This is a genomic window from Pseudomonas sp. SDO55104_S430, from assembly GCF_054070595.1.
Genome location: NZ_JBSVXG010000001.1, coordinates 66,602 through 90,735 on the forward strand (window position 1 = coordinate 66,602; position 24,134 = coordinate 90,735).

Annotated in this window: 25 protein-coding genes; 11 read left to right on the top strand and 14 right to left on the bottom strand. The window is 59.1% G+C overall.

Translation table 11 applies throughout. The features are described 5' to 3' along the window. Nucleotides 1-4 precede the first annotated feature (4 nt). The 4 genes from alkB to ACW9JE_RS00425 form a co-directional block, all read right to left on the bottom strand. Nucleotides 5-670 carry a DNA oxidative demethylase AlkB gene (alkB, locus tag ACW9JE_RS00410; protein WP_457431488.1) on the bottom strand — a complete coding sequence of 222 codons (666 nt, stop codon included), beginning with the start codon at nt 668-670 and terminating at the stop codon, nt 5-7. Between the two features lie 2 nt (nt 671-672). After that, nucleotides 673-1,377, bottom strand: a complete 705-nt coding sequence (locus ACW9JE_RS00415; RefSeq protein ID WP_457431489.1) for a 2OG-Fe(II) oxygenase — start codon at nt 1,375-1,377, stop codon at nt 673-675. A 90-nt stretch (nt 1,378-1,467) separates the two neighbouring features. Then, on the bottom strand, nt 1,468-1,638 hold the full coding sequence (locus ACW9JE_RS00420; protein WP_175378109.1) for a hypothetical protein: 171 nt from the start codon (nt 1,636-1,638) through the stop codon (nt 1,468-1,470). Between the two features lie 48 nt (nt 1,639-1,686). Continuing rightward, nucleotides 1,687-1,989 (bottom strand): DUF1883 domain-containing protein, encoded by a 303-nt coding sequence (locus tag ACW9JE_RS00425; RefSeq protein ID WP_039768744.1) that lies wholly within the window; start codon nt 1,987-1,989, stop codon nt 1,687-1,689. A gap of 202 nt (nt 1,990-2,191) precedes the next feature. Here ACW9JE_RS00425 and ACW9JE_RS00430 point away from each other — a divergent pair, with 202 nt between their 5' ends. Further along, nucleotides 2,192-2,548, top strand: coding sequence for a hypothetical protein (locus ACW9JE_RS00430; protein ID WP_224535285.1), 357 nt, complete (start codon nt 2,192-2,194; stop codon nt 2,546-2,548). Nucleotides 2,549-2,615: 67 nt separating this feature from the next. Here ACW9JE_RS00430 and ACW9JE_RS00435 read toward each other — a convergent pair whose 3' ends face one another. Both ACW9JE_RS00435 and ACW9JE_RS00440 read right to left on the bottom strand, forming a co-directional pair. Continuing rightward, nucleotides 2,616-2,897, bottom strand: a complete 282-nt coding sequence (locus ACW9JE_RS00435; protein WP_224535260.1) for a hypothetical protein — start codon at nt 2,895-2,897, stop codon at nt 2,616-2,618. Between the two features lie 193 nt (nt 2,898-3,090). Beyond that, nucleotides 3,091-3,276 carry a hypothetical protein gene (locus tag ACW9JE_RS00440; RefSeq protein WP_224535262.1) on the bottom strand — a complete coding sequence of 62 codons (186 nt, stop codon included), beginning with the start codon at nt 3,274-3,276 and terminating at the stop codon, nt 3,091-3,093. A gap of 258 nt (nt 3,277-3,534) precedes the next feature. On the opposite strand from ACW9JE_RS00440, the gene galU reads away from it, so the two are divergent. Both galU and gorA read left to right on the top strand, forming a co-directional pair. Next, the gene (galU, locus tag ACW9JE_RS00445) at nt 3,535-4,374 is read left to right on the top strand and encodes a UTP--glucose-1-phosphate uridylyltransferase GalU (RefSeq protein ID WP_095194738.1); all 840 of its coding nucleotides are present in this window, start codon (nt 3,535-3,537) and stop codon (nt 4,372-4,374) included. 131 nt (nt 4,375-4,505) lie between these two features. Next, nucleotides 4,506-5,864: a glutathione-disulfide reductase gene (gorA, locus tag ACW9JE_RS00450; protein WP_457431490.1), complete on the top strand. Its 1,359-nt coding sequence runs from the start codon at nt 4,506-4,508 to the stop codon at nt 5,862-5,864. Here gorA and ACW9JE_RS00455 read toward each other — a convergent pair. Further along, nucleotides 5,861-6,880: a DNA-binding protein gene (locus ACW9JE_RS00455; protein WP_457431491.1), complete on the bottom strand. Its 1,020-nt coding sequence runs from the start codon at nt 6,878-6,880 to the stop codon at nt 5,861-5,863. The genes gorA and ACW9JE_RS00455 overlap by 4 nt on opposite strands. A 288-nt stretch (nt 6,881-7,168) precedes the next feature. Between ACW9JE_RS00455 and ACW9JE_RS00460 the strand changes: the two genes are divergently transcribed. The 3 genes from ACW9JE_RS00460 (at nt 7,169) to ahpF (ending at nt 10,638) form a co-directional block, all read left to right on the top strand. Further along, the gene (locus ACW9JE_RS00460) at nt 7,169-8,107 is read left to right on the top strand and encodes a site-specific integrase (protein WP_457431492.1); all 939 of its coding nucleotides are present in this window, start codon (nt 7,169-7,171) and stop codon (nt 8,105-8,107) included. A gap of 272 nt (nt 8,108-8,379) precedes the next feature. Continuing rightward, nucleotides 8,380-8,943, top strand: a complete 564-nt coding sequence (gene ahpC / locus ACW9JE_RS00465; protein ID WP_085725808.1) for an alkyl hydroperoxide reductase subunit C — start codon at nt 8,380-8,382, stop codon at nt 8,941-8,943. Between the two features lie 129 nt (nt 8,944-9,072). After that, on the top strand, nt 9,073-10,638 hold the full coding sequence (gene ahpF, locus ACW9JE_RS00470; protein WP_224535269.1) for an alkyl hydroperoxide reductase subunit F: 1,566 nt from the start codon (nt 9,073-9,075) through the stop codon (nt 10,636-10,638). A 175-nt stretch (nt 10,639-10,813) separates the two neighbouring features. Here the strand turns inward: ahpF and gloA are convergent, their stop codons facing one another. Continuing rightward, on the bottom strand, nt 10,814-11,335 hold the full coding sequence (gloA, locus tag ACW9JE_RS00475; protein WP_224535271.1) for a lactoylglutathione lyase: 522 nt from the start codon (nt 11,333-11,335) through the stop codon (nt 10,814-10,816). Nucleotides 11,336-11,479: 144 nt separating this feature from the next. Between gloA and ACW9JE_RS00480 the strand changes: the two genes are divergently transcribed. Beyond that, a complete protein-coding gene (locus ACW9JE_RS00480; protein ID WP_224535286.1) occupies nt 11,480-12,004 on the top strand; it encodes a DUF4946 domain-containing protein in 525 nt (174 codons plus the stop codon). Nucleotides 12,005-12,179: 175 nt separating this feature from the next. Here the strand turns inward: ACW9JE_RS00480 and ACW9JE_RS00485 are convergent, their stop codons facing one another. The 3 genes from ACW9JE_RS00485 to ACW9JE_RS00495 all read right to left on the bottom strand — a co-directional run bounded on the left by ACW9JE_RS00485 (nt 12,180) and on the right by ACW9JE_RS00495 (nt 15,301). Continuing rightward, the gene (locus tag ACW9JE_RS00485; protein ID WP_150770591.1) at nt 12,180-12,545 is read right to left on the bottom strand and encodes a histone-like nucleoid-structuring protein, MvaT/MvaU family; all 366 of its coding nucleotides are present in this window, start codon (nt 12,543-12,545) and stop codon (nt 12,180-12,182) included. A 238-nt stretch (nt 12,546-12,783) separates the two neighbouring features. Further along, entirely contained in the window at nt 12,784-14,316 is a 1,533-nt protein-coding gene (locus ACW9JE_RS00490) for an EAL domain-containing protein (RefSeq protein WP_457431493.1), read from the bottom strand. A gap of 112 nt (nt 14,317-14,428) precedes the next feature. Continuing rightward, complete coding sequence (locus ACW9JE_RS00495; protein ID WP_224535276.1) at nt 14,429-15,301, bottom strand: LysR family transcriptional regulator; 873 nt, start codon at nt 15,299-15,301, stop codon at nt 14,429-14,431. Nucleotides 15,302-15,382: 81 nt separating this feature from the next. Here ACW9JE_RS00495 and ACW9JE_RS00500 point away from each other — a divergent pair, with 81 nt between their 5' ends. Both ACW9JE_RS00500 and hppD read left to right on the top strand, forming a co-directional pair. Next, a complete protein-coding gene (locus tag ACW9JE_RS00500; protein WP_224535277.1) occupies nt 15,383-16,345 on the top strand; it encodes a DMT family transporter in 963 nt (320 codons plus the stop codon). 227 nt (nt 16,346-16,572) lie between these two features. Next, entirely contained in the window at nt 16,573-17,649 is a 1,077-nt protein-coding gene (hppD, locus tag ACW9JE_RS00505) for a 4-hydroxyphenylpyruvate dioxygenase (protein WP_224535279.1), read from the top strand. Nucleotides 17,650-17,790: 141 nt separating this feature from the next. Here the strand turns inward: hppD and rarD are convergent, their stop codons facing one another. The 3 genes from rarD to ACW9JE_RS00520 all read right to left on the bottom strand — a co-directional run bounded on the left by rarD (nt 17,791) and on the right by ACW9JE_RS00520 (nt 21,382). Further along, entirely contained in the window at nt 17,791-18,672 is an 882-nt protein-coding gene (gene rarD, locus ACW9JE_RS00510) for an EamA family transporter RarD (protein ID WP_457431494.1), read from the bottom strand. Nucleotides 18,673-18,946: 274 nt separating this feature from the next. Then, complete coding sequence (locus tag ACW9JE_RS00515) at nt 18,947-19,960, bottom strand: aldo/keto reductase (RefSeq protein ID WP_457431495.1); 1,014 nt, start codon at nt 19,958-19,960, stop codon at nt 18,947-18,949. A gap of 108 nt (nt 19,961-20,068) precedes the next feature. Further along, complete coding sequence (locus ACW9JE_RS00520; RefSeq protein WP_457431496.1) at nt 20,069-21,382, bottom strand: MFS transporter; 1,314 nt, start codon at nt 21,380-21,382, stop codon at nt 20,069-20,071. A 172-nt stretch (nt 21,383-21,554) separates the two neighbouring features. Here ACW9JE_RS00520 and ACW9JE_RS00525 point away from each other — a divergent pair, with 172 nt between their 5' ends. Together ACW9JE_RS00525 and ACW9JE_RS00530 are read left to right on the top strand one after the other, a co-directional pair. After that, nucleotides 21,555-22,667: a sugar diacid recognition domain-containing protein gene (locus tag ACW9JE_RS00525; RefSeq protein ID WP_457431497.1), complete on the top strand. Its 1,113-nt coding sequence runs from the start codon at nt 21,555-21,557 to the stop codon at nt 22,665-22,667. Between the two features lie 250 nt (nt 22,668-22,917). Next, nucleotides 22,918-24,054 (top strand): glycerate kinase, encoded by a 1,137-nt coding sequence (locus ACW9JE_RS00530; protein ID WP_224538571.1) that lies wholly within the window; start codon nt 22,918-22,920, stop codon nt 24,052-24,054. The last annotated feature ends 80 nt before the right edge of the window (nt 24,055-24,134 follow it).

A 24,134-nucleotide genomic window follows, 5' to 3' on the forward strand; every position in this document is an offset into this window, starting at 1 on the left:
GTATTCAATGCGACCGGCGAAACGTGAAGTTGATCCGCTGCTCGCCTAGGATCGAGTGCTGCCCGTCCTTGATCGGCAGGACGCCGTGATAACGCAAGCGATCCACGCCACCCCAGACCACGATGTCGCCATGCAGCAACGGCACCCGCTGGCTTTTGTCGCTGCGCTCAAAACCACCGAACAGAAACATGGCCGGCAATCCCAAAGACACCGACACGATCGGCTCTGCGTAGGATTTTTCGTCCTTGTCCTGATGCAAAGACATTTTCGCGCCTGGGACATAGCGGTTGATCAGGCAGGAATCGGGCTCGAAGTCTGTAAACCCCGCGTCCCGTGCCGCCGCCTGTGCCAGCTGGAAAAACACCTCCGGCATCGACGGCCACGGCAGGCCCGTTTGCGGATCGTCGCGGGTGTAACGATAGCCGCTGCGATCGGTAGTCCAGCCCCAGGTTCCGCAGCTGCTCAGCGCCACCGACATGGTGAAACCACCGGGGGTGACCATTTGCCGGAAGGGCGCAGCCGCCAGCACCGCTTCCAGTGCCGGCAGCAAACGGTCCAGCCAGGGCAGGGCGAAGCCTCTCAATACGCAGGATTGTTCGCCGATCTGTTCGCACCGTGGCTGTTGTTCCGGCTCGGCGTCGGCGAACAGGTCAAAGGTTGTCGGGTTCATGGTCATGACGCATCGTGAAAGATAATGCCCAGGGTATGCCGTTTGCCGCTGTGCAGGCGACTGACGCCGTGGCGCAGGGTGACCCGGTAAAAGCCGCGCGTGCCTTGGACCGGTCGCTGGTTGACCGCAAAAATCAAACCATCCCCTTTCTTGAGACCCACCACCTGCGGGCGCGACTGCATGCGCGGACGTTGTTCTGTCAGGACGAATTCGCCACCGGTAAAATCTTCACCCGGTTCTGACAGCAGAATCGCGACCTGCAGTGGGAAAACGTGCTCGCCGTACAGGTCCTGATGCAGGCAGTTGTAGTCCTGCGGACCGTATTGCAGCAACAACGGCGTAGGACGTTGCTGACCGGCGGCATGGCAGCGTTCGAGAAAGGCGTCGTGGTTCTCAGGAAACCGGTCTGGCAGGCCCATTTGCTCGTACCAACGGTTGGCGATCGGCACAAGTCGCGGATAAAGCGCACTGCGCAGGCGCGCCACGAGATCCGGCAGGGGGTAGCGAAAGTACTTGTACTCGCCACGGCCGAAGCCGTGGCGGGCCATGATCACTTGCGAGCGAAAGGGCTCTGATTGGTCGTACAAGGCACTGAGGTCGTCACAGGCCTTGTGGCTCAACAGCGAAGGGATGACCCCACAGCCGTCCTGATCGAGTTGCTCTTCCAGCGAAGGCCAATTCAGCCTGTTCAGGTATTGCTCACTCATTTGCGATGCTCACGTGATTGAGGCGAGCAGTCTGGGACGGCTTGAGAATGCGGACACTCCGCCGCTTGCGGTCGAATTGCGAATGAAGACTTACAGCGCCTTGCTGACGCTGATTTCGCTGATGACATCGTCGCCCTGACCGTGCAAGGCGTCCAATGCGGCCTTGGCTTCTTCCTGGGTGCCGTTTTCCAGCTGGGCGAATTCGAAGCGGCGTTCGCCGTTGAGCTTGTACTTGATTACGTATTTGGTCGTCTGGGCCACGGTGATACCTGTCTGTCTGGCGCTCTGATCGCGAGCGGAACGCATTACTCAGCTGAGCTTGGAGCTGGAGCGGCGAATGATTTTGATCGAGTGAGTCAGGGTTGGTTTGCGGGTCACGCTGATCGCCCGACGGCTGACGGTGTCGATGGTGATGTTCCAGAAACCGGTGCTCGGCGCGGTGATTCGGGCCGGGAAGGTGTCGAATGCGCCACCGTGATAGGTGTGACGGCCGCCATTCTTGAAGCTGCGGAAGTTGGCGTCGTTCATCAAGCGGATGTTGCAGGTCTGCGAGCATTGAATGACGACGATGTCGTCTTCGTTGAGGTGCTCGCGCTGGTGAATGAATTTCATGTGGGGCGCCTCCGGAAGGGCTTTTTCTACAAAATCAAAACGATGGCGCGCAGTTTATCAGTCTGCAGGCGGAAATATCCTGTTGCCTGAGGCTGCTTTGACAATTTAAGGACGTTCCGGGGCGTAGGGTGCAGATAAATACAGTCGCCCCCGGAGAAAAACCATGTTTGTGCTGTCGGAGGGTCTTTATCGGAGGTTTTGTATGAAGTGGGGTGTGTGGGTTCTGCCAATGGCGTTGGCAATCGGTGGTTGTGCAAGCGTTTCGGAAATTAACCAGACGCTGCCCACCATGAACGTTATTTCCGGCAAGAAACCCCATGAATACGCGCAATGCCTGAGCGAAAAGCTCGCCGATAGCCGAGGTCCGTTGCAAATCGAGCCTCATAAAGACGGCGTTCGAGTGATTGTGCCGCAGAAATTGTCATCGGGGCCGGCTGCGGTTTTCGATATCGAGGATCGCTCCGGCGGCAGCAGTATCAAGCTGCACGAGAGCATGTCCAACGTGCCGGTGCGTCCAAAGGATGTGCAGAATGCCGCGAATGCGTGCATTTCTGGCTGACCGGCTGCCGTACTCCAATAAAAATGCCGCCAAACCGGCGGCATTTGCATAGCGGGGGCAGGGCGCCTTACTTGCAGACCACTACGACGCTGCGGTTCTTATAGTTGCCGACGTCTACGCCCAGGGTCTTGTCGCTTTCGTCCGGCGCCGGCGTGCCATCGGTGCCGACGATGCGGTAGCCGGTGCCTGCGCAGGAAGCGTCGGCCTTTTCATAACAGCTCGCCCAGGAGTTGGCTTCGCCTGAACAGTCGATGGCCAGGCCTTGTTCGCCGTTGTTCAGGTAGGTGGGTTGGGACGTCGCGCAGCCACTCAGGGCCAATACCGCGATCAGTGGCAAGAATTTGGTCATGTCGGTGTCATCGAAAGGGGATGGGCAAAGCCTGTGACAGCATCGCGGGCAAAAGGTTGTGGCGATGAGCCACTGTTTTGCCTGTTCCTTTGTGGGAGCGAGCCTGCTCGCGAAAGAGCGTCCAGGCAACGCGCTGCTTCAGATCGCCCGCGTTATCGTTGACGACCATCGCGAGCGTGCTCGCTCCTACAGGTTACTTGTCTTTGCCGCGCTTTTTCGGTTCCGGATGCTCAAGTTCCAGCACTGCCGCCACTTCCACCGCCATGGCTTCAGTAGGGAATGGCCCGGCGATCTTCTCGCCAGCCGCGCTGTCGATCGACCATTGGCCGTCGTTGGTCTTGTTGATCAGGTACCCGTTGACGATTTTTGCTGCCGACATCTATCTGCCTCGTTGGCTGGTTGAATTGTCGCAATCATAGCGTTTAATGCCCCTGCCTGTTGAGTTGACAAGCGTGCATTCCTGCCGGTCTCTGCTATCACTTAAAGGTTGCTGATGGAGGACCTGCATTGCGGCGGAACTATCCGCCCAAATATTTCTCCTATGATGGCATCGGTTAGCCAGCGCGGGCATTGTAAGGTGCACGCCGCCTGATTAGACTGCGCCGAACTCGTACACACAGCCCTTTCAAGGACTTATATGATCAAGAAATGCTTGTTTCCAGCAGCCGGTTACGGTACTCGCTTCCTGCCAGCGACTAAAGCCATGCCCAAAGAAATGCTGCCGGTGGTAAACAAGCCACTGATCCAGTACGGCGTCGAAGAAGCACTGGATGCCGGGTTGAACGAAATCTCCATTGTGACCGGTCGCGGCAAGCGCGCCCTGGAAGACCACTTCGACATCAGCTACGAGCTGGAAAACCAGATCAAGGGCACCGACAAGGAAAAATACCTGGTCGGTATCCGCAAACTGCTCGACAACTGCTCGTTCTCCTACACCCGCCAGACCGAAATGAAAGGCCTGGGCCACGCGATCCTGACCGGCCGTCCGCTGATCGGTGACGAACCGTTCGCCGTGGTACTGGCGGACGACCTGTGCGTGAACCTGGAAGGCGACGGCGTACTGACCCAGATGGTCAAGCTGTACAAGCAGTTCCGCTGCTCGATCGTGGCCATCCAGGAAGTCGATCCGCAGGAAACCAACAAATACGGCGTAATCGCCGGCGAGATGATCCGCGACGACATCTACCGCGTTCACAGCATGGTCGAGAAGCCAAAGCCGGAAGATGCGCCGTCGAACCTGGCCATCATCGGTCGTTACATCCTGACCCCGGACATCTTCGACCTGATCGAGCAGACCGAGCCAGGCAAGGGTGGTGAAATCCAGATCACCGACGCCCTGATGAAACAGGCCCAGAACGGCTGCGTAATGGCCTACAAGTTCAAGGGCAAGCGTTTCGACTGCGGTGGCGCCGAAGGTTACATCGACGCAACCAACTTCTGCTTCGAGAACTTCTACAAGACTGGCAAGGCGTACTGATAGCGCGCCAACCTGCTTGTACTGAAAAGCCACCTCCGGGTGGCTTTTTCATTTTCCGCGCCCATATTGTTGGCAACCCTTGCCCTGCGAACGACTGCGGGTATGCTGGTCACCTGCCGAGGAGATAGACGATGGCCTACGATTTTGACCTTTATGTGATTGGTGCCGGTTCCGGCGGTGTGCGGGCGGCGCGGTTTGCCGCCGGTTTCGGTGCCAAGGTGGCGGTGGCCGAGAGCCGCTACCTGGGCGGCACCTGTGTGAACGTCGGCTGTGTGCCGAAAAAGCTGCTGGTCTACGGTGCGCACTTCGCCGAAGACTTCGATCAGGCCTCGGGTTTCGGCTGGAGCCTGGACGAGGCGCAGTTCGACTGGGCGACGCTGATTGCCAACAAGGACCGCGAGATCAATCGCCTGAACGGCATTTATCGCAACCTGCTGGTCAACAGCGGTGTGACCCTGCATGAAGGTCACGCGAAAATCGTCGATCCGCATACCGTTGAGATCAATGGCGAGCGCCACAGCGCCAAGCACATCCTGATCGCCACCGGTGGCTGGCCGCAGATCCCGGAGATTCCGGGTCACGAGCTGGCGATCAGTTCCAACCAGGCATTTTTCCTCAAAGAACTGCCGAAGCGCGTACTGGTCGTGGGCGGTGGTTACATCGCGGTCGAGTTCGCTGGCATTTTCCACGGCCTCGGCGCCCAGACCACCTTGCTCTATCGCGGTGAGCTGTTCCTGCGTGGCTTCGACGGTTCGGTGCGCAAGCATCTGCAGGAAGAACTGACCAAGCGCGGCATGGATCTGCAGTTCAACGCCGACATCGAGCGTATCGACAAGCAGGTCGATGGCAGCCTGAAAGTGACGCTCAAGGATGGTCGCCAGATGGAAGCCGATTGCGTGTTCTACGCCACAGGGCGGCGTCCGATGCTGGACAACCTCGGGCTGGAGAACACCGGAGTCAAACTCGACAAGAAGGGCTTCGTCGAGGTCGACGATCAGTACCAGACCGCCGAACCGTCGATCCTCGCATTGGGCGATGTGATCGGTCGGGTGCAACTGACGCCGGTGGCCTTGGCCGAAGGCATGGCCGTGGCGCGGCGTCTGTTCAAGCCTGAGCAGTATCGTCCGGTGGATTACAAGATGATCCCGACGGCAGTGTTCAGCTTGCCGAACATCGGCACCGTCGGTTTGACCGAAGAGGAAGCGCGCGATGCCGGGCATGAGGTGGTGATCTTCGAAAGCCGTTTCCGGCCGATGAAGCTGACCCTCACTGAATGCCAGGAGCGCACGCTGATGAAGCTTGTGGTGGACGCCAAGACCGACAAGGTGCTGGGTTGCCACATGGTCGGGCCGGATGCCGGTGAAATCGTCCAGGGCCTGGCCATCGCCTTGAAGGCCGGCGCCACCAAGCGCCACTTCGACGAAACCATCGGCGTGCACCCGACGGCCGCCGAAGAGTTCGTCACCATGCGTACGCCGGTCGCCGGTTAAGCGTCCTTCGTTGCGTCTGGCGCAGCGGCCTCAAGGGCCGCCGCCAGACGCACGCTTTCCTCTTCGAGATCCGCCTGGGCCTTGGTCAATCGGCTCTCCAGTGATTTGTTGAGCTGCGCCTGTTCGTCGATGTTCTGTTTAAGCGACTGACTTTCCAGCAGTGCCACGCGCAAGCGTTCCTGGAGGAGGGTGCGTTCGCCGTCGACCCGCGTGACCTGCTCCAGCAACTGATCCTGACGAGTGTTGCTCTGCTTGAGCTGTTCCTGCATTGAGCCCAGTTCGCGCAAAGTGCCGCGGTTTTCCGTCAGCAGGCGCTCGTTGTCGCGGTGCAACTGGGTGATTTCATCCTGGCGCACCAGCGCGCTTTGCTGGGCCTGGCGCAACTCCATCTGCAACTGCTGGACCTGGCTTTCATGTCGACTATGTTCTTGCTCGCGCTGCTCCTTGACGGCATTGCGGTAATGCTCAAGGGCGTCGCGGGCGTGCAGGTGCTTTTCTTCCAGCGAGCGGATTTGCTCGTCCTTGTCCTGCAAGCGCAATTCGAAATCCGCCAGTGCCTGATTCAGTCCGGCATTGCGGGTTTGTTCGGCCTGGAGGAGGGCGCGGGTTTCGTGCAGCGCCTCGGATTCCTGGGTCAGCGCCAGGCTCTGGATTTCGTATTGCTGCTGCAGTTCGGTGTTGGCTTCCCGTGCTTCTTCAAGCTGGGTTTCCAGTGCCTTGCGCTGCGTCTCGAATTGCTCGCGAGCCTGATCGATCGGCTCCTGCGCCTGTTCTTTCAGGCGTTGCGCCAGGCGTGAAACCAGGACCAGCAACTCATCGTCGACGGGGTCGGTGGGTTCTGTCTCCGCCGGTTTAAGGTCTTCACCCAGCTCCTTCAGATAGCGATGAATCGTGGTTTTCGATCCGGTATTGCCCATTTCAATGCGCACGGCATCGATGCTGGGGTTTTCACCGCGGGCGAGGATCGCCAGACGTGCAGCCTGAACGACCGCCTTATTTACACCGCCACGGGCCATGATTTCTCCTACTGCTTTTGCATGTGGTACGTACTACGTAAAAACACATTGTACCATTCAAATGAAAAAGATAAATACGGATGATTATTCACACGGGATATACTGGTATTACCCCGTGTCATAACGATTCCACAGTTTTTAACACGCCATTTCAGTACACACGTTTTCCTGTAGGAGCGAGCAGGCTCGCGATGGTCGTCAACGATAACGCTGGCGGCCTGACACCCCGCGGTGTATCGCAATCCATCGCGAGCGTGCTCGCTCCTACAGTTGGATAAGGACATTTCCATGAGCGATCTCGATCGTTACCTGCAAGCCGCAACCCGCGACAACACTCGTCGCAGCTATCGAGCCGCCATCGAGCACTTCGAGGTGACCTGGGGCGGTTTCCTGCCCGCCACCGCCGACAGCGTCGCGCGATATCTAGCTGCCCATGCCGGCGTGCTGTCGATCAACACCTTGAAGCTGCGGCTGTCGGCGTTGGCGCAGTGGCATAACAGCCAGGGTTTTGCCGACCCGACCAAGGCGCCGGTGGTGCGCAAGGTGTTCAAGGGCATTCGTGCGTTGCATCCGGCTCAGGAGAAGCAGGCCGAGCCGCTGCAGCTTCAGCATCTGGAGCAGGTGATCGACTGGTTGGAGCAGGAGAAACAGGTCGCCATGGCCGAAGACGATCGTCCCGCGCTGTTGCGCGCCAAGCGCGATATCGCGCTGATCCTGCTGGGGTTCTGGCGCGGCTTTCGTAGCGATGAGTTGTGCCGCTTGCAGATCGAGCATGTGCAAGTCAGCGCCGGCACGGGCATCACCCTGTATCTGCCGCGCAGCAAGAGTGACCGGGAGAACCTGGGAAAGACCTATCAGACGCCGGCGTTGCAGCGGCTGTGTCCGGTGCAGGCGTATATCGATTGGGTCAGTGAAGCTGCGCTGGCGCGTGGGCCGGTGTTTCGCGGGATTGATCGGTGGGGGAATCTGAGCGAGGAGGGCTTGCACGCCAACAGTGTGATTCCCTTGTTGAGGCAAGCGCTTGGCCGCGCAGGGATCGCTGCCGAGCAGTACACCAGCCACTCCCTGCGCCGGGGTTTCGCTTCGTGGGCGCACCGGTCGGGCTGGGACTTGAAATCGCTGATGAGCTATGTGGGGTGGAAGGACATGAAATCGGCGATGCGTTACATCGAGGTCAGCCCTTTCCAGGGCATGGCACGGCTCGGTGAGAAAACGCGAACAGTCTGATTCCCCTCGTCATCGTTGACCACAAAAACCCTGTAGGAGCGAGCACGCTCGCGATGGTCGCCAACGATAACGCTGGCTGTCTGACCCCCCACGGTGTATCGGAATCCATCGCGAGCAGGCTCCCACAGGTGCAGAGATCGTTTTCTTCTATTAATACCCCTGGCTAATAGCGAAACCCAATCACCAGCATCAGGTTTGCCAATGAGCCAACCGTCCATCGAGTGGGTAGAGTTCACTCCATCAACTTCACAACCCCTGACGGAGAGTCAACGATGCCTATCATCAACAGCCAAGTAAAACCGTTCAAAGCTGACGCATTCAAAAACGGCGACTTCGTAAAAGTTTCGGACGCTGACCTGAAAGGCAAGTGGTCTGTGGTGTTCTTCTACCCAGCCGACTTCACCTTCGTCTGCCCGACCGAACTGGAAGACCTGGCTGACAACTACGACGCATTCCAGAAGCTGGGCGTCGAGATCTACAGCGTTTCCACCGACACTCACTTCGCTCACGCTGCCTGGCACAACACTTCGCCAGCCATCGGCAAGATCCAGTACACCATGATCGGCGACCCGACCCACGTCATCTCCCGCAACTTCGACGTGCTGATCGAAGAAGCTGGTCTGGCTGACCGTGGCACCTTCGTGATCAACCCTGAAGGCCAGATCAAAATCGTTGAACTGAACGATGGCGGCGTTGGCCGTGACGCTTCCGAGCTGCTGCGCAAAATCAAGGCTGCCCAGTACGTCGCTGCTCACCCAGGCCAGGTTTGCCCAGCCAAGTGGAAAGAAGGCGAGGCCACTCTGGCTCCGTCCCTGGACCTGGTCGGCAAGATCTAAGTCAGTGACACGCTCCACAGGGCGGACTACCGCACCTACTCAGTAAGCTGCACCGCCCCTGAAAACGCCCGGGCGAGATTCGCTCGGGCGTTTTTTTATGCAAAGAATTTGATAAAGGAAATCGCCCGTATGTTGGACGCCAATCTTAAAGCCCAGTTGAAATCGTACCTGGAACGGGTCACCCAACCGATCGAGATCGTTGCTTCGCTCGACGACGGTGCGAAATCCAGTGAAATGCTCGACCTGTTGAAAGACGTTGCCAGTCTTTCCAGCCAAATTTCCTTGCTCGATAACGGTGACGATGCACGCAAGCCATCGTTTTCGATCAATCGCCCGGGTCAGGACATCAGCCTGCGGTTCGCCGGCATCCCGATGGGCCACGAATTCACTTCCCTGGTGCTGGCCTTGCTGCAAGTCGGCGGGCACCCATCGAAAGCCAGTGCCGAAGTGATCGAACAGATCCGCTCGCTCAAGGGTGAGTTCAGCTTTGAAACCTACTTCTCGCTGTCTTGCCAGAACTGCCCGGACGTGGTCCAGGCGCTGAACCTGATGGCGGTGCTGAACCCGAACATTCGCCACGTCGCCATCGACGGCGCGTTGTTCCAGGCCGAAGTCGATGATCGCAAGATCATGGCGGTGCCAAGCATTTACCTTAACGGCGAAGTGTTCGGCCAGGGCCGCATGGGTCTGGAAGAAATCCTCGCCAAGATCGACACCAGCGGTGCCGAGCGCCAAGCCGAGAAAATCAGCGCGAAAGAAGCCTTTGATGTGCTGGTGGTCGGCGGTGGCCCAGCCGGTGCTTCGGCGGCGATTTACGCGGCTCGCAAAGGCATTCGAACCGGTGTTGCGGCCGAACGTTTTGGCGGTCAGGTGCTGGACACCATGGCCATCGAAAACTTCATCTCCGTGCAGGAAACCGAAGGGCCGAAGCTGGCCAGCGCTCTGGAAGAACACGTCAAGCAATACGACGTCGACATCATGAATCTGCAACGTGCCACCAAGCTGATCCCGGCGAAGAACCCCGGCGAGTTGCACGAAGTGCGCTTCGAAAGCGGCGCCAGCCTGAAAACCAAGGCGCTGATTCTCGCCACCGGCGCCCGCTGGAGAGAAATGGGCGTGCCGGGTGAGCAAGAATACAAGGCCAAGGGCGTATGCTTCTGCCCGCACTGCGACGGTCCGCTGTTCAAGGGCAAGCGCGTGGCGGTGATCGGCGGCGGTAACTCCGGCGTCGAAGCGGCGATCGACCTGGCGGGTATCGTCAGCCATGTCACGCTGCTGGAGTTCGACAGCAAGCTGCGCGCCGATGCGGTGCTGCAACGCAAGCTGTTCAGCCTGCCCAACGTCAATGTCATCACCAGCGCGCTGACCAGCGAAGTGAAAGGTGACGGCGAAAAGGTGAGCGGTCTGGTCTACAAGGATCGCGATTCAGGCGAGTTCCACACGGTCAACCTCGAAGGCATCTTCGTGCAGATCGGTTTGCTGCCCAACACCGACTGGCTCAAAGGCACCGTCGAGCTGTCGCCTCGTGGCGAGATCATCGTCGATGCCCGTGGCGAGACTTCGCTGCCGGGTGTGTTCGCTGCCGGTGACGTGACGACTGTGCCGTACAAGCAGATCGTGATTGCGGTGGGCGAGGGCGCGAAGGCTTCGCTGAGCGCGTTCGATCACCTGATCCGGACATCAGCGCCGGCATAAAGGCAGGGCTGAAAACACTAAACCCCATGAGTGATCATGGGGTTTAGTGTTGTGCGCGTTCCAAAATGGGGGAGCGGGCTTGTGCGGGAGGGGGGTGTGTCAGTAAACATCAAAGTTGAATGTGAGCCCTCATTCGCGAGCAAGCCCGCTCCCACAGTTTTAATCGTGGCGAACCTTAAAGCGGCGCAGGCTGAATGATTTCAACCCAATAAGCATCCGGGTCCTTGATGAACGCCAGGCTCTTCATGCGGCCGTCGCTCAGGCGCTTCTGGAAATCGCAGCCCAGCGCTTCGAAACGCTCGCAGGCCGCAACGATATCCGGCACCGAAATGCAGATATGACCAAAACCGCGCGGATCGGTATTGCCGTTGTGGTAGGCGAAATCCGGGTCGTTCTCGGTGCCGTGGTTGTGGGTCAACTCGAGGATGCCGGGGATCGACTTCATCCACTCGGTACGGGCGGCTGCGTCGGCCGGGATCTGCGCCTTGTCGACCAGTGCCAGGAAGTACAGGCTGAATTCCGCTTCCGGGAAGTCGCGCTTTTCCACCAGGGTGAAACCGAGGATGCGCGTGTAGAAGTCCAGGGACTTGGTGATGTCCTTGACCCGCAGCATGGTGTGGTTGAAGACGAACTTCTGGGTCGCGGCATCAGGCTGGGCGGTAACGCCGGGGAAGGTGTTCAGTTCTTGCAGGCTCATGGGCCCTCCGAAAATAAGCGGGGCGATTGAATGGCGACAATGATACGCAAGGGTTGGGACATCACCAAACCAAAACCGTCGGCTATTGCCTGACAGTCGGTCGGGGCTCAGACTTCAGACTTCAATAGCTGAGTGTTCATTGAAATGATTCGATTCGCTCCATCGGTTTTTATTCTCACAGGCGCGCTGTTCGCCGCCGCCAGTGCCCACGCTGAAGATCCGGTCATGACCTGGCCCGCCGGATGGCAGGTTGAAGAGATAGCGCAAGACAACGCAGCGTCCACTGTCTCTCGCCAGCGTGCAGTGAAAAACGACCAAAGTGGCACGCCGGTGATGGTCATGGAGTTGACCATGACCCAGGTGCAGAGCGGGCATCAGGTGAATCTTGAAGGCGTTTTGATGGAAATGCGCAAGTCCGTGCAAAAGGACTTTTTCCAGGGCGGTTATCAAAGTGTCTGCAATCGCATACATCCTGCGACCTTGAGCCGTTTATCGGCGCTGGAAACCACTTGCACCATCACCCAAAACGGTCGACATGTGCTTTCGCAAACTTTGGTGGCGGCAGTGGATGCTGATAAGGCCTACGTTCTTTCGTACGCGGGGCAGGCTGAGGCTTATAAGGCGAGTCAGGAAGAAATAGAAACAGCTCGTAACGCTTTGAAACTTTAGTTGAAAGACTTTAGTAGCTGCAGGCTTGGGCTGACGCGGAAATCCTTAGATACCCGAAGGGATTAAGCACAAAGTTGATCTGCAAGTAGCGAGTTGATTCGCCAATATCGTTGCATTTGTATGGTATCCATGAAAAAAGCCCTGCATTCGCAGGGCTTGTTTATAGCGCGAGGATTTAGCCGCGCAGCCAGGAATCAACGGTGCCGGCACCGTATTGTTCCTTCCATGCCTTCAGGCCGCGATGGTTGCCGCCCTTGGTTTCGATCAGTTCGCCGGTGTGCGGGTTCTGATAAACCTTGACCACGCGAGCACGGCGGGTTTTAGGCGCTGCGGCCTGCTGCAGACCGGATTTGGCCGGGTTCGGGTCGAGAATGGCGATGATGTCGCGCAGGCTCTTGCCGTAGGTTTTCATCAAGCCCTGGAGCTTTTCTTCGAATTCGATTTCTTTCTTGAGCCCGGCATCGTTCTTCAGGGATTCAAGCTGCTTGAGCTGCTCTTGAAGGGCCTTTTCAGCTGCACGAAATTCAGCGAGTCTGGACAATATGATTACTCCAATAGTGTGTTTGGCTGAAACCAACCGCAAACAAAGCTATAAGCCAAAAGCCTTGAAGCGACTCGGTGATTAAATCGCTTACCCGCTAAATTACCGCAGGCATGGAAAAAATTGTAGTTGTTAATTCATCAAGAGTAAATCATGTCTTTTTTTTCATGTAACACGCCGCTGTATTTCGATTCGATTCAGAGCGTTTTATGGTGGTTTGGTCGCTTGAAACCATCCCTTAATCGACACTTAATGCACTAATGAACTCAGCGCCAGGCATGGGACGACCGTACAGATAGCCTTGCAGGAAGTTAACGTTATGTGCGGTCAGGTAATCACTTTGTTCCTGGGTCTCTACACCCTCTGCAACCATTGCCAGATCGAGCTTTACGGCAAGTTCGATGACCGTATCCAGAATATGGCCGGACAAAGCGTCGACACCGATCATGGCCACGAAGCTCTGGTCGATTTTCAGATAATCCACATTGAACTGGCGCAAGTAACCCAGGCTTGAATGACCGGTGCCGAAGTCGTCGATGGCGATCTTCACCCCAAGCTCGCGCAACTGCTCGAAAAGCTGATGGGTGAGGGGAGTGGGTTCGATCAGTTCACGCTCGGTCAGCTCGAGGACCAGATGGATGGATCCGGGCGCGAATTGCGCGAGGAATTCCCGGCAATCGCTGACCAGTTCCAGGTCCTGGCAATGGCTGGCGGTGATGTTGATGCCGATATGAAAGGGCTCACGGAATGACGCAGACAACGGCCCGAGCAACACCGCCGTCTGCTGCATCAGGGACCGGGTCATCGGCACGATCAACCCGGAATATTCCGCGAAGGGAATGAACAGGTCAGGACGCACCAGGCCTTCTTTTGGATGATTCCAGCGCATCAGCACTTCGATACCCGAGACTTTCTTGGTATCGCCATGCACCACGGCCTGAAAGTAAGGAACGAACTCCATGGCCTCCATTGCTCGTTTCATTTCATGGGTCGGAGAAGTGGAACGCCTCTGTAGCAAATACCCGATAACCGCAGACACAGCGCCGAAGAAAATCAGCAAACTGAACAGTGCCGGATACTCGCTGCTCATATAGCGCCATATTTCACCCTCGGGAAAACCGGCTTTTACGCCAAAGGCATAGCGTGAAGAATCGAGCTTGCTTTGCGCCACTGCAAAGTCGGGCAGGGCGCCCTCATGAAACTGGTTGTCGGCGGATAACCAGTTGGGGCCGACTTGCAGCACCAGCAAAGTATGGCTACCGATCAGGCGCAGCACGTTACTGAGATGGTAACCATCCAGAGTACTCATCGCACCACGTTTGCCTTCGCTCAGCCGATAGACCAGCAAGGCGGTATCCGGCGTTACCGGGTTGCCCTTCATCAGTAATAACCGACCTCCTTCGTAGTCACCGGAGGAGATTTTTTCATTCACATCGCCAAACAGCGAACTGCAATAAATGGCGTCGTCCCAGACCAGATTGGTAGAGCGCACGAAAGGCCGTCGAGTGACTTGTTCACGTAGGGCGAGATTAACGTCAAGACAACGTTGGCCGGCCAATGGCAGTAGTTCGCGAGCGGCCTGGGCGGTGTTGTCCAGCATCAGTTCGAATTGTTGAATCGCTTCTTCGGCCGTTTGTTCGGCGCTGTGCTTGAGTGCGCGTTCAGCCTGCATGTAGAGAATGACGACACCGAGCACTACCGGGAGCAATCCACTTGCGAGGGTCACCGCCATCCTGATGCTGCGTTTGCGGGATTTTGCTTTCAGTGGCATCTGTGAAACCTGTGGCGATGAAGTCGGGCTCTTAAATGCTGGCGGCGAAAAACGCCCTCCATGAAGAGATCAAGTTGCAGCCATGATAGTTGGCCGCCGTTAGTTGTGCCGTTCATCTGTAGTCAAGCCGTTGCGCAAGTTTGATGAAGGCCAGGGCCGCCGGTGACGCCTGGCGCTGGTCGAGCACTGCCAGGCCGATCTGCCGGGCTACTACCGGGGAAAGTGGTTTTTTCACATAGCGGCCGTCGTCGTGTTCGGGCAGAGAACTTTCGGCGACCACGGTCAGGGCGTCGCCGCGACCCACCGTATCCAGCGTGCTCAGCAACTGCGAGCAGCGAAAGCGGATGTTAGGCATCAGCCGCGCGCCGTGGAACAGCCGTGACACCAGCTCCGACGAGCCCGCTTCGGTCAGTACGAATGGGTCATGGCACAGGTCGCTCAGGCTGACGCTGTCGCGGCGGGTCAGCGGATGATGGGCGGGCAGCAGCGCGACCATCTGATCTTCGAGCAACGCCACCGTGTCGAAGCGCTCGTCAGGCAGCACCACAAAACCGATGTCGATACGCCGCTCCTGCAGCCACTGGATGACCTGACGGTCCGGGCCTTCATCGATGTGCACCTCGATACCCGGATGGGCGGCGCGGTAGTGCTTGAGAATCAATGGGAGCAATTTGATCGACGAAGTCGGGCCGAATGAGCCGATACGCAACGTCCCGCGCTTCATGCCCCGGGCATCCGCCGCTTCCTGGCGCATGGTGTTGGCCAGGCCGAGCATGGCCCGGGCGCGCAGCAGCAGTTGCTGACCGATGTCACTCAGTTCGACTTGGGTCTGATGGCGGCGCAGCAGTTCCACGCCCAATTCCCGCTCCAGGGATTTCAACGCATGGGACACCGCGGACTGGCTGATGCCCAGGCGCTGGGCCGCTGCCGTGAAGCCGTTGAGTTCGGCGACGGTGGAGAATATCTCCAGTTGGGTGAGGGTCATGAGTGTTTACTCATTTTACGATGAGTGGGTATTAGCCAAATCATACGTCACCCAATGAAAATTCAATGTAGGACGTTTCCGATGATTTGCGAGAACAGCCCGACCCGTTCCTCTGATGTGCCGGTGTATCTGAAGCTGGCGGCGGTCACCATGATCTGGGGCGGTACCTTTGTCGCGGGGCGTTTGCTGGCGGACAGCCTCAGCCCCTTGTTTGCTGCGAGCCTCAGGTTTTTGCTGGCCAGCGTGGCCTTGCTGCTGTTCCTGCTGATGGCCCGCGTGCCCTTGACCCGGCCCAACCCCCGGCAATGGCTGCAACTGGCGATCCTCGGCTTCTTCGGGATCTACTTCTACAACCTCTGCTTCTTTTATGGCCTGCACTACATCAACGCTTCGCGGGCCTCGCTGATCGTGGCGCTCAACCCGGCGGTCATCGGCCTGGCTTCATGGCTGCTGTTCAAGGAGCGTTTGAGCCGGGCGAAAGTCATCGGCATCGCGATCTGCATCGCCGGCGCCAGCGTGGTGATCGTCAGCCGCAACCCGCAACTGATGGCCGACAATGCCGATGCCTGGATCGGCGATCTGCTGATTTTCGGTTGTGTGCTGGGCTGGGGCATTTATTCGCTGTTCTCCAGGGAGCTCAACCACAGCCTGGGGCCGGTGCAGACCGTGACCTGGTCGATTCTGCTGGGCACCCTGATGCTCTGGGTCACCAGTGCGATTCGTGGCGAGTTGAGCTTCACCGCGCTGTTCAGCCTTGGTCCGCAACAGTGGTCGAGCCTGCTGTATCTAGGCGTATTGGGTTCGGCGCTGGCCTACATCGCCTATTACGACGGCATCCGCAAAATCGGCCCGACCCGCTCCGGCGTGTTCATTGCCCTGAACCCGTTGACGGCGGTTATCCTCGGCGCGCTGTTGCTGGACGAACAGCTCACCCTGGCGATGTACCTGGGAGGAGGGCTGATCCTGCTGGGGATTTACCTGTGCAATAAACCCCTTGCTTCGGTGTCGGAAAAGGGGATTTCATACAGAAGGCGGACAAACTGATTTACGCTGTGTAGAATCAGGTTACGCATACAAGAATTCGTCTTCCGGCAACGGAAGCTTCGCCCGCAAGAGCCTTGGGTCGACCATGAAGTTATTAGGGTTTCAATTGATCTACGGTGATTTCCTCGCCCGCAGCGTGCGGGGCATTTCCTGCGCGCCACCCGCCGGTCTCAGCATCTCCAGCAACTAACCTTCAGTTAATTGACCAGAATGATGAGGCGCCAACCATGGCAGATCTATACGAAAACCCGATGGGCCTGATGGGCTTTGAATTCATCGAATTCGCATCGCCGACCCCCAACACCCTGGAGCCGATCTTCGAGATCATGGGCTTCACCAAAGTCGCGACCCACCGTTCCAAGGACGTGCACCTGTATCGCCAGGGCGCGATCAACCTGATCCTCAACAACGAACCCAATAGCGTCGCCTCGTACTTCGCTGCCGAGCACGGTCCGTCGGTGTGCGGCATGGCGTTCCGGGTCAAGGATTCGCAAAAGGCCTACAAGCGCGCGCTGGAACTGGGCGCCCAGCCGATCCACATCGAAACCGGTCCGATGGAGCTGCACCTGCCGGCGATCAAGGGCATTGGCGGTGCGCCGCTGTACCTGATCGACCGTTTCGGTGAAGGCAGCTCGATCTATGACATCGACTTCGTCTACCTCGAAGGCGTGGACCGTCATCCGGTCGGCGCGGGCCTGAAAATCATCGACCACCTGACCCACAACGTGTATCGCGGTCGCATGGCCTACTGGGCGAACTTTTACGAGAAGCTGTTCAACTTCCGTGAAATCCGTTACTTCGACATCAAGGGCGAGTACACCGGCCTGACCTCCAAGGCCATGACCGCGCCGGACGGCATGATCCGCATCCCGCTGAACGAGGAATCGTCCAAGGGCGCGGGCCAGATCGAAGAGTTCCTGATGCAGTTCAACGGCGAAGGCATCCAGCACGTTGCGTTCCTGGCCGATGATCTGGTCAAGACCTGGGATCACCTGAAAAGCATCGGCATGCGCTTCATGACCGCACCGCCAGACACCTACTACGAAATGCTCGAAGGCCGCCTGCCGGCCCACGGCGAGCCGGTGGGCGAGCTGCAGGCGCGGGGCATTCTGCTGGACGGTTCGTCCGATAAGGACGACAAGCGTCTGCTGCTGCAGATCTTCTCTGAAACGCTGATGGGGCCGGTGTTCTTCGAGTTTATCCAGCGCAAGGGGGATGACGGTTTCGGTGAGGGTAACTTCAAGGCGCTGTTCGAATCGATCGAGCGGGATCAGGTACGCCGTGGTGTGTTGAACGCCGAGTAAGGCATTACACCGATCAAACTGTGGGAGCGGGCTTGCTCGCGAAGAGGCCGTGTCAGTCGACATCATCGTCGAATGACACACCGCATTCGCGAGCAAGTCGAATCGTCGCACCGCCGCTCCCACATTTGGTTTTTGGTGTTCTTACGGCCTACGCTGCCGCATCAAGTGCTTGAAACCTTCAAACACCAGCACCACCACCGCCAGCCAGATCGGAATGTAGGTCAACCATTCCCCGGACTTGATGCTTTCCCCCAGCAACAACGCCACGCCCAGCAACAGCACCGGCTCCACATAACTCAGCAACCCGAACAGACTGAACGGCAGCAAACGGCTGGCAATGATGTACACCACCAAGGCCGATGCACTGATCAGGCCGAGCAGCGGGATCAGCCACGCCAGGGCAGGGTACTGATCGAACACCCCAAACCCCTGTTCACCCCCGTGCACGAACCAGTAGGCAACCGGAAGCATCAGGGTCATGTCCACCCAGAGCCCGCCCAGGTTGTCGGTCTTCAGCCATTTGCGCAGCACGAAATACAGCGGATAACCCACGACCACCACCAGCGTGGCCCAGGAAAAGCCGCCGACCTGGTAAACCTCGTTGACCACGCCCAGACAGGCGAAGAACACCGCGATCTTCTGCAGGTACGACAGGCTTTCCCCGTAGGCGATGCGCCCGGTCAGCACCATGGCCAGCGGCAGCAGGAAATAGCCCAGCGACACATCCAGACTGTAGCCATTGAGTGGCGCCCACATGAACAGCCAGAGTTGCACGCCGAGCAGAGCCGCAGAAACAATCAGGCCCGCGACCAGTTTCGGTTGCGCCGCGACCCGACGCAGCAGGTCAGCCGCGCGCCGCCACTCGCCGGACACCACCATGAACACGGTCATGCAGGGCACGGTCAGCAGCATGCGCCAGCCAAAAATCTCCACGCCGCTCAAAGGGGTGAGCAGCGAGGTGTAGTAATACATGACGGCAAACAGCACCGAGGCTGAAACCGATAGAGCAATGCCTTTAGACAAACTGTCCTCGCGAAGTCGAAGGTAAAACGGGGTGCGGAGGATACGTGGTTTTTGTGCTGAATATTGGTCGGGTGCTCAATATTTCCAACAATCCCGAACCAAGAGCTAAAACCCTTGTGGGAGCGGGCTTGCTCGCGAAGGCGGACTGACATTCAACAATGATGGTGTCTGACCCGACGCTTTCGCGAGCAAGCCCGCTCCCACATTGACCGTGGCGTACGCAAATCCCGATGCAACCCGGACCCTGTGGGAGCGAGCCTGCTCGCGATAAATCTCAAGCCAACCGCGCCCTGCGCCCCGACACAAAATGGCTCACATCATTGAACCCCGGTGTCGAAGCATGCCCCGGCGTCACCAGTGAATCGATGAATGCCTCATCCTCTGCCGTAATCTTCACCGCCTGCGCCTTAGTGTAGGCATCCCACTGCGCTTCGGTGCGCGGGCCGACAATGGCTGAGGTCACCGCGCCGTTGTTCAGCACCCAGGCAATAGCGAACTCGACAATTCCCACCCCGCGCTCCAGGGTGTACTGCTGAATCTGCTGGGCAATACGCAACGACTCGGGGCGCCACTCGGTTTCCAGGATGCGCTTGTCCTGACGCCCGGCACGGCTGTTGGCGTCTGGCGCCACGTCCGGCGCGTACTTGCCGCTGAGCACCCCACGGGCCAACGGGCTGTAAGGCACCACACCCAGGCCATAGTTCTGCGCCGCCGTGATCTGCTCGGTTTCGGCCTGGCGGTTGACGATGTTGTACAGCGGCTGGCTGATGACAGGACGGTCGACCCCCAGCGCATCGGCCACACGAATCACTTCGGCGATGCGCCAGCCACGGTAATTGGACAGCCCCCAATAACGAACCTTGCCCTGGCGAATCAGATCGCCGATCGCCGACACGGTGACTTCCAGCGGCGTGTTGTGGTCCTCGCGGTGCAGGTAATAGATGTCGAGATAATCGGTGCCCAAACGGGTGAGGCTGGCGTCGATGCCATTGAACACATGCTTGCGGCTCAGGCCGCTGCGGTTCGGCACGCCATCCACCGGACCGAAGCCGACCTTGGTGGCCAGCACCCATTCATGGCGGTTGCCGGCAATCGCTTCACTGACAATTTCTTCGGAGCGTCCCTGGGTATAAACGTCGGCCGTATCGATGAAGTTGATGCCCTGATCCCAGGCCTTGTTGATGATGCGCAGGGAATCTTCGGCACTGGTCTGCTCGCCAAACATCATGGTGCCCAGGGTCAGGGTCGACACCTGCATACCCGATTGACCCAGCGTGCGATAGCTCATGTTGAAGTCCTTTTACCGGTGGGAAAGGCTTCATCAAATACCAGAAACGTCCGGGGGATCAAAATGAATTGTTGGCGCCGAGGTCGCGGGACTTCGGCGCCCGGAGGATCACTGGTTACGCAAGGTGCGCGTCATGCGCAGCGCCAGCAGGCTGCCGAAGGCGATCACCGCCGCCAGCAGATACAAGGCGGCATCGGTCGAACCGGTGCTGTCCTTGACCCAGCCCACCAGATAGGGGCTGAGGAAACCGGCCATCTGGCCCATGGAGTTGATCAGCGCCAAACCGCCTGCGGCCGCACCGGCACTGAGCATGGCGGTCGGCACCGGCCAGAACATCGGCAGGCCGGTGAGGGCGCCCATGGTGGCGATGGCCAGACCCAGGATGGCGATGGTCGGGTTGCCGGCGAAGTTCACCGCGATCAGCAGGCCGACCGCACCCATCAGCATCGGTACGACAAGATGCCAGCGGCGTTCCTTGCGCAGATCGGCGGAGCGACCGACCAGCAGCATGAACACGGCGGCCAGCAGATACGGGATCGCGCTCAACCAGCCGATCAGCAGGTTGTCGCTGAAACCGAGGTTCTTGATGATTGACGGCAGCCAGAAGTTGATCGCGTAGACGCCGCTTTGGATGCAGAAATAGATCAGGCCGAACGCCCAGATCGCCGGGTTCTTGAACACCGCCGCCAGCGAATCGCTGGTGGTCTTGGGCTTGTTGGCCAGGTCTTCGGCGTGGTCGGCTTCGAGCACCGAGCGCTCGAATGGGGTCAGCCACTTGGCGTTGGCGTAGCTGTCGCTGAGCAGGAAGTAGGCCAGCGCACCGAGGATTACGGTCGGAATGCCTTGCAGCAGGAACATCCACTGCCAGCCCGCCAGGCCGCCTTGTCCGGCGGCGAAGTGGTTGAGAATCCAGCCGGAGAACGGGCTGCCGAGCAGGCCGGACACCGGGATCGCCGACATGAACAGCGCCATGATGCGGCCGCGGCGGAAAGTCGGGAACCACTGCGAGAGGTACAGCACTACGCCTGGGAAGAAGCCGGCTTCGGCGGCGCCGGTGAACAGGCGCAGGGTGTAGAACCCGGTCGGGGTAGTGACGAACAACAGGCAAGTCGACAACGTGCCCCAGGTGATCATCATCAGCGCGATCCAGCGGCGCGGGCCGAATTTGGTCAGCGCCAAGTTGCTCGGCACGCCGCACAGCACGTAGCCGATGAAGAAGATCCCGGCGCCGAGGCCGTAGACGGTTTCGCTGAATTTCAGCGCGTCGAGCATCTGCAACTTGGCGAAGCCGACGTTCACCCGGTCGAGGTAGTTGAACAGGTAGCAGATGAAAATGAAGGGGATCAAACGCAGGGTAATGCGTTTGTAGACGGCATTTTTCTCGTCAACGATGGCCTGGGTAGCGGCGGCGCTCTGTGACATGGCGGGCTCTCTCTTTATTATGATTTTTTGCGATGCAAAGGGTAACGTTGATCGCCTTGAGAGTCTCGGCCACCGCCGTGGCCGCTGTCTTTGTGCCTGAGCACAGGGTTTGCATTCAAGGCCTGTGCGGGTGAACAACCGCGCGTCACCCACCCTCTGAAGGATCCCCGTTATGTTCGAACTCGATCACGACCTGGCCCAGGACATCGTCGACCGGGCGATGGCCATCCTGCCGTACAACGTCAACGTCATGGACAGCCAGGGCCTGATCCTCGGCAGCGGCGAGCCGGAGCGCATCAACACCCGCCATGAAGGCGCGCAACTGGTGCTGGCCAACGGTCGGGTGGTGGAGATCGATGCGCAGACGGCGATTCATCTCAAGGGCGTGCAGCCGGGCATCAACCTGCCGCTGATGCTCGACCAGCGCTTGATCGGCGTGCTGGGCATCACCGGCGAGCCCGATCAGTTGCGCACCTACGCCGCCCTGGTGCGCATGACTGCCGAAATGCTGGTAGGCCAGCGCAACCAACAGGCGGAACAGCAATGGCGGCGCCAGCGTTGCGATGATCTGCTGGCGTTGTTGCTCAGTGAGGCGGGCGACTCGCCACGGTTGATCGACGAGTCACAGCAACTGGGGCTCAAACCGAATTTGACGCGGGTGCCGTATCTGTTCGAGCTGGGCCTGGAACACGGGCCGGGGCAAACCGTCGAGGCGCTCAGCGCCTGGTTGACTACGCGCTACCCGGACAGCTGGTGCGTGAGCTCGGCGAAGTCGTCGTTGCTGTGGTGCCGGCCGGCCAGCCAGAGCGTGGAGAATGAGCGGCTGCTGGAAAAGCTCGACGGCCTGGGCTGGAACATCTTGCGCATCGCCGTGGGCGGGCAGGCCGATGGGCTGGCCGGGTTGCGTCGTTGCTATCGGCGGGTCGGTGACTTGCTGGCCTACGGGCGCGAGGTGTTGCCGCGCTCCAGGTTGCTGACCCTCAACCGCTACCGATTGCCGGTGATGCTCTGGCGCCACCGCAACGACGACGCCCTCGACGAACTGCTCAACCCCTTGCGCAAAGTCATCGCCAAGGACAGTAACGGCCAACTGCTGGCGACCCTGCGCAGCTGGTGCGACCACGACGGCCAGAGCCAGGCCTGCGCCGATGCCCTGGGCATTCACCGCAACAGTTTGCGCTATCGCATGGAGCGGATTGCCGAGTTGAGCGGGGTTGATCCGTTGCGGCTGGACGGGATGCTGGCGCTGTATCTGGGGGTGCAGTTGTTGCCCGATCCTCAATGATCACCACAAATCCCTTGTGGGAGCGGCGGTGCGACGATTCGACTTGCTCGCGAATGCGGTGTGTCAGTCGATGATGATTTCGACTGACACGGCCTCTTCGCGAGCAAGCCCGCTCCCACATTGGTTTTGTGGTGCGATTTCGATGCTTTTGTGGAAATGAACAATAATCCTCCTGCTCCCTTGTGCAGCAGACCGGCGTCATCGTGTTTGGCGACTGGCAGGATGAAGGTATTGGAACTGGAGAATTCCCATGAAAATCGTGATTGCCCCTGACTCGTTCAAAGACAGCCTCAGTGCTCAACACGTGGCTGACGCCATCAGTTTGGGCTGGCGGGAAGTGTGGCCCGATGCGCAGGTGATCACCTGCCCGATGGCCGACGGGGGCGAGGGTACTGTCGCGGCGGTACTGGCGGCATGCGGCGGGGAACGGCATCGTGCCGAAGTGCGCGGCCCCCTTGGCGAAACCGCCCATGCAAGCTCCGGGTGGTTGCCCGAAAGCCGCACCATGATCATCGAGATGGCCGAAGCCAGCGGATTGCAATTGGTTCCGGTCGTTCTGCGCAATGCCTGTGTCAGCAGCACCTATGGCACCGGCGAATTGATCCGCTACGCCCTCGACGAAGGCGCACAGCGCATCATTCTGGCTATCGGCGGCAGCGCCACCAACGATGGCGGCGCGGGCGCGTTGCAGGCGCTGGGCATGAAACTGTTCGATGCCCAGGGCGAGCCGCTCGCACCGGGCGGTCTGGCCCTGGCGAATCTGTTCCGCATCGACATCAGCGAACTCGACCCACGTCTGGCCTCCGTGCGTTTCGACATCGCCGCAGACGTCGACAACCCGCTTTGCGGACCTCAAGGCGCCTCCGCAGTGTTCGGTCCTCAAAAAGGCGCTTCGCCGGAGCAGGTTGAATTGCTCGATCACGCCCTCGGCCACTTCGCCGATCACTGCGCGAAAGTGCTGAACAAAGATGTGCGCGACGAGCCGGGCAGTGGCGCGGCGGGCGGCCTGGGTTTTGCCGCCAAGGCGTTTCTCGGGGCGCAGTTCATGCCCGGGGTGGAAGTGGTGGCTGAGCTGGTGGGCCTGGCCGAAGCCGTCGAAGGTGCCGATCTGGTGATCACCGGGGAAGGGCGGTTCGATGCCCAAACCTTGCGCGGCAAGACGCCCTTCGGCGTGGCGCAGATCGCCCGTGAGCGGGGCGTGCCGGTGATCGCCATCGCCGGGTCGTTGGGTGAGGATTACCAGGATCTCTACGCCCACGGCATCGACGCCGCGTTCTCCCTGGTCAGCGGGCCGATGACCCTGGACGACGCGTGCATGAACGCGCCGCGATTGCTGCGCGAGCGAGCGAGCGACATTGCGCGGGTCTGGCGAATCGCCGGGAAATAAAACCTGTAGGAGCGAGCACGCTCGCGATGGTGGCCCGGACACCGCGGGGCATCAGATGCCCAGCGTTATCGTTGACGACC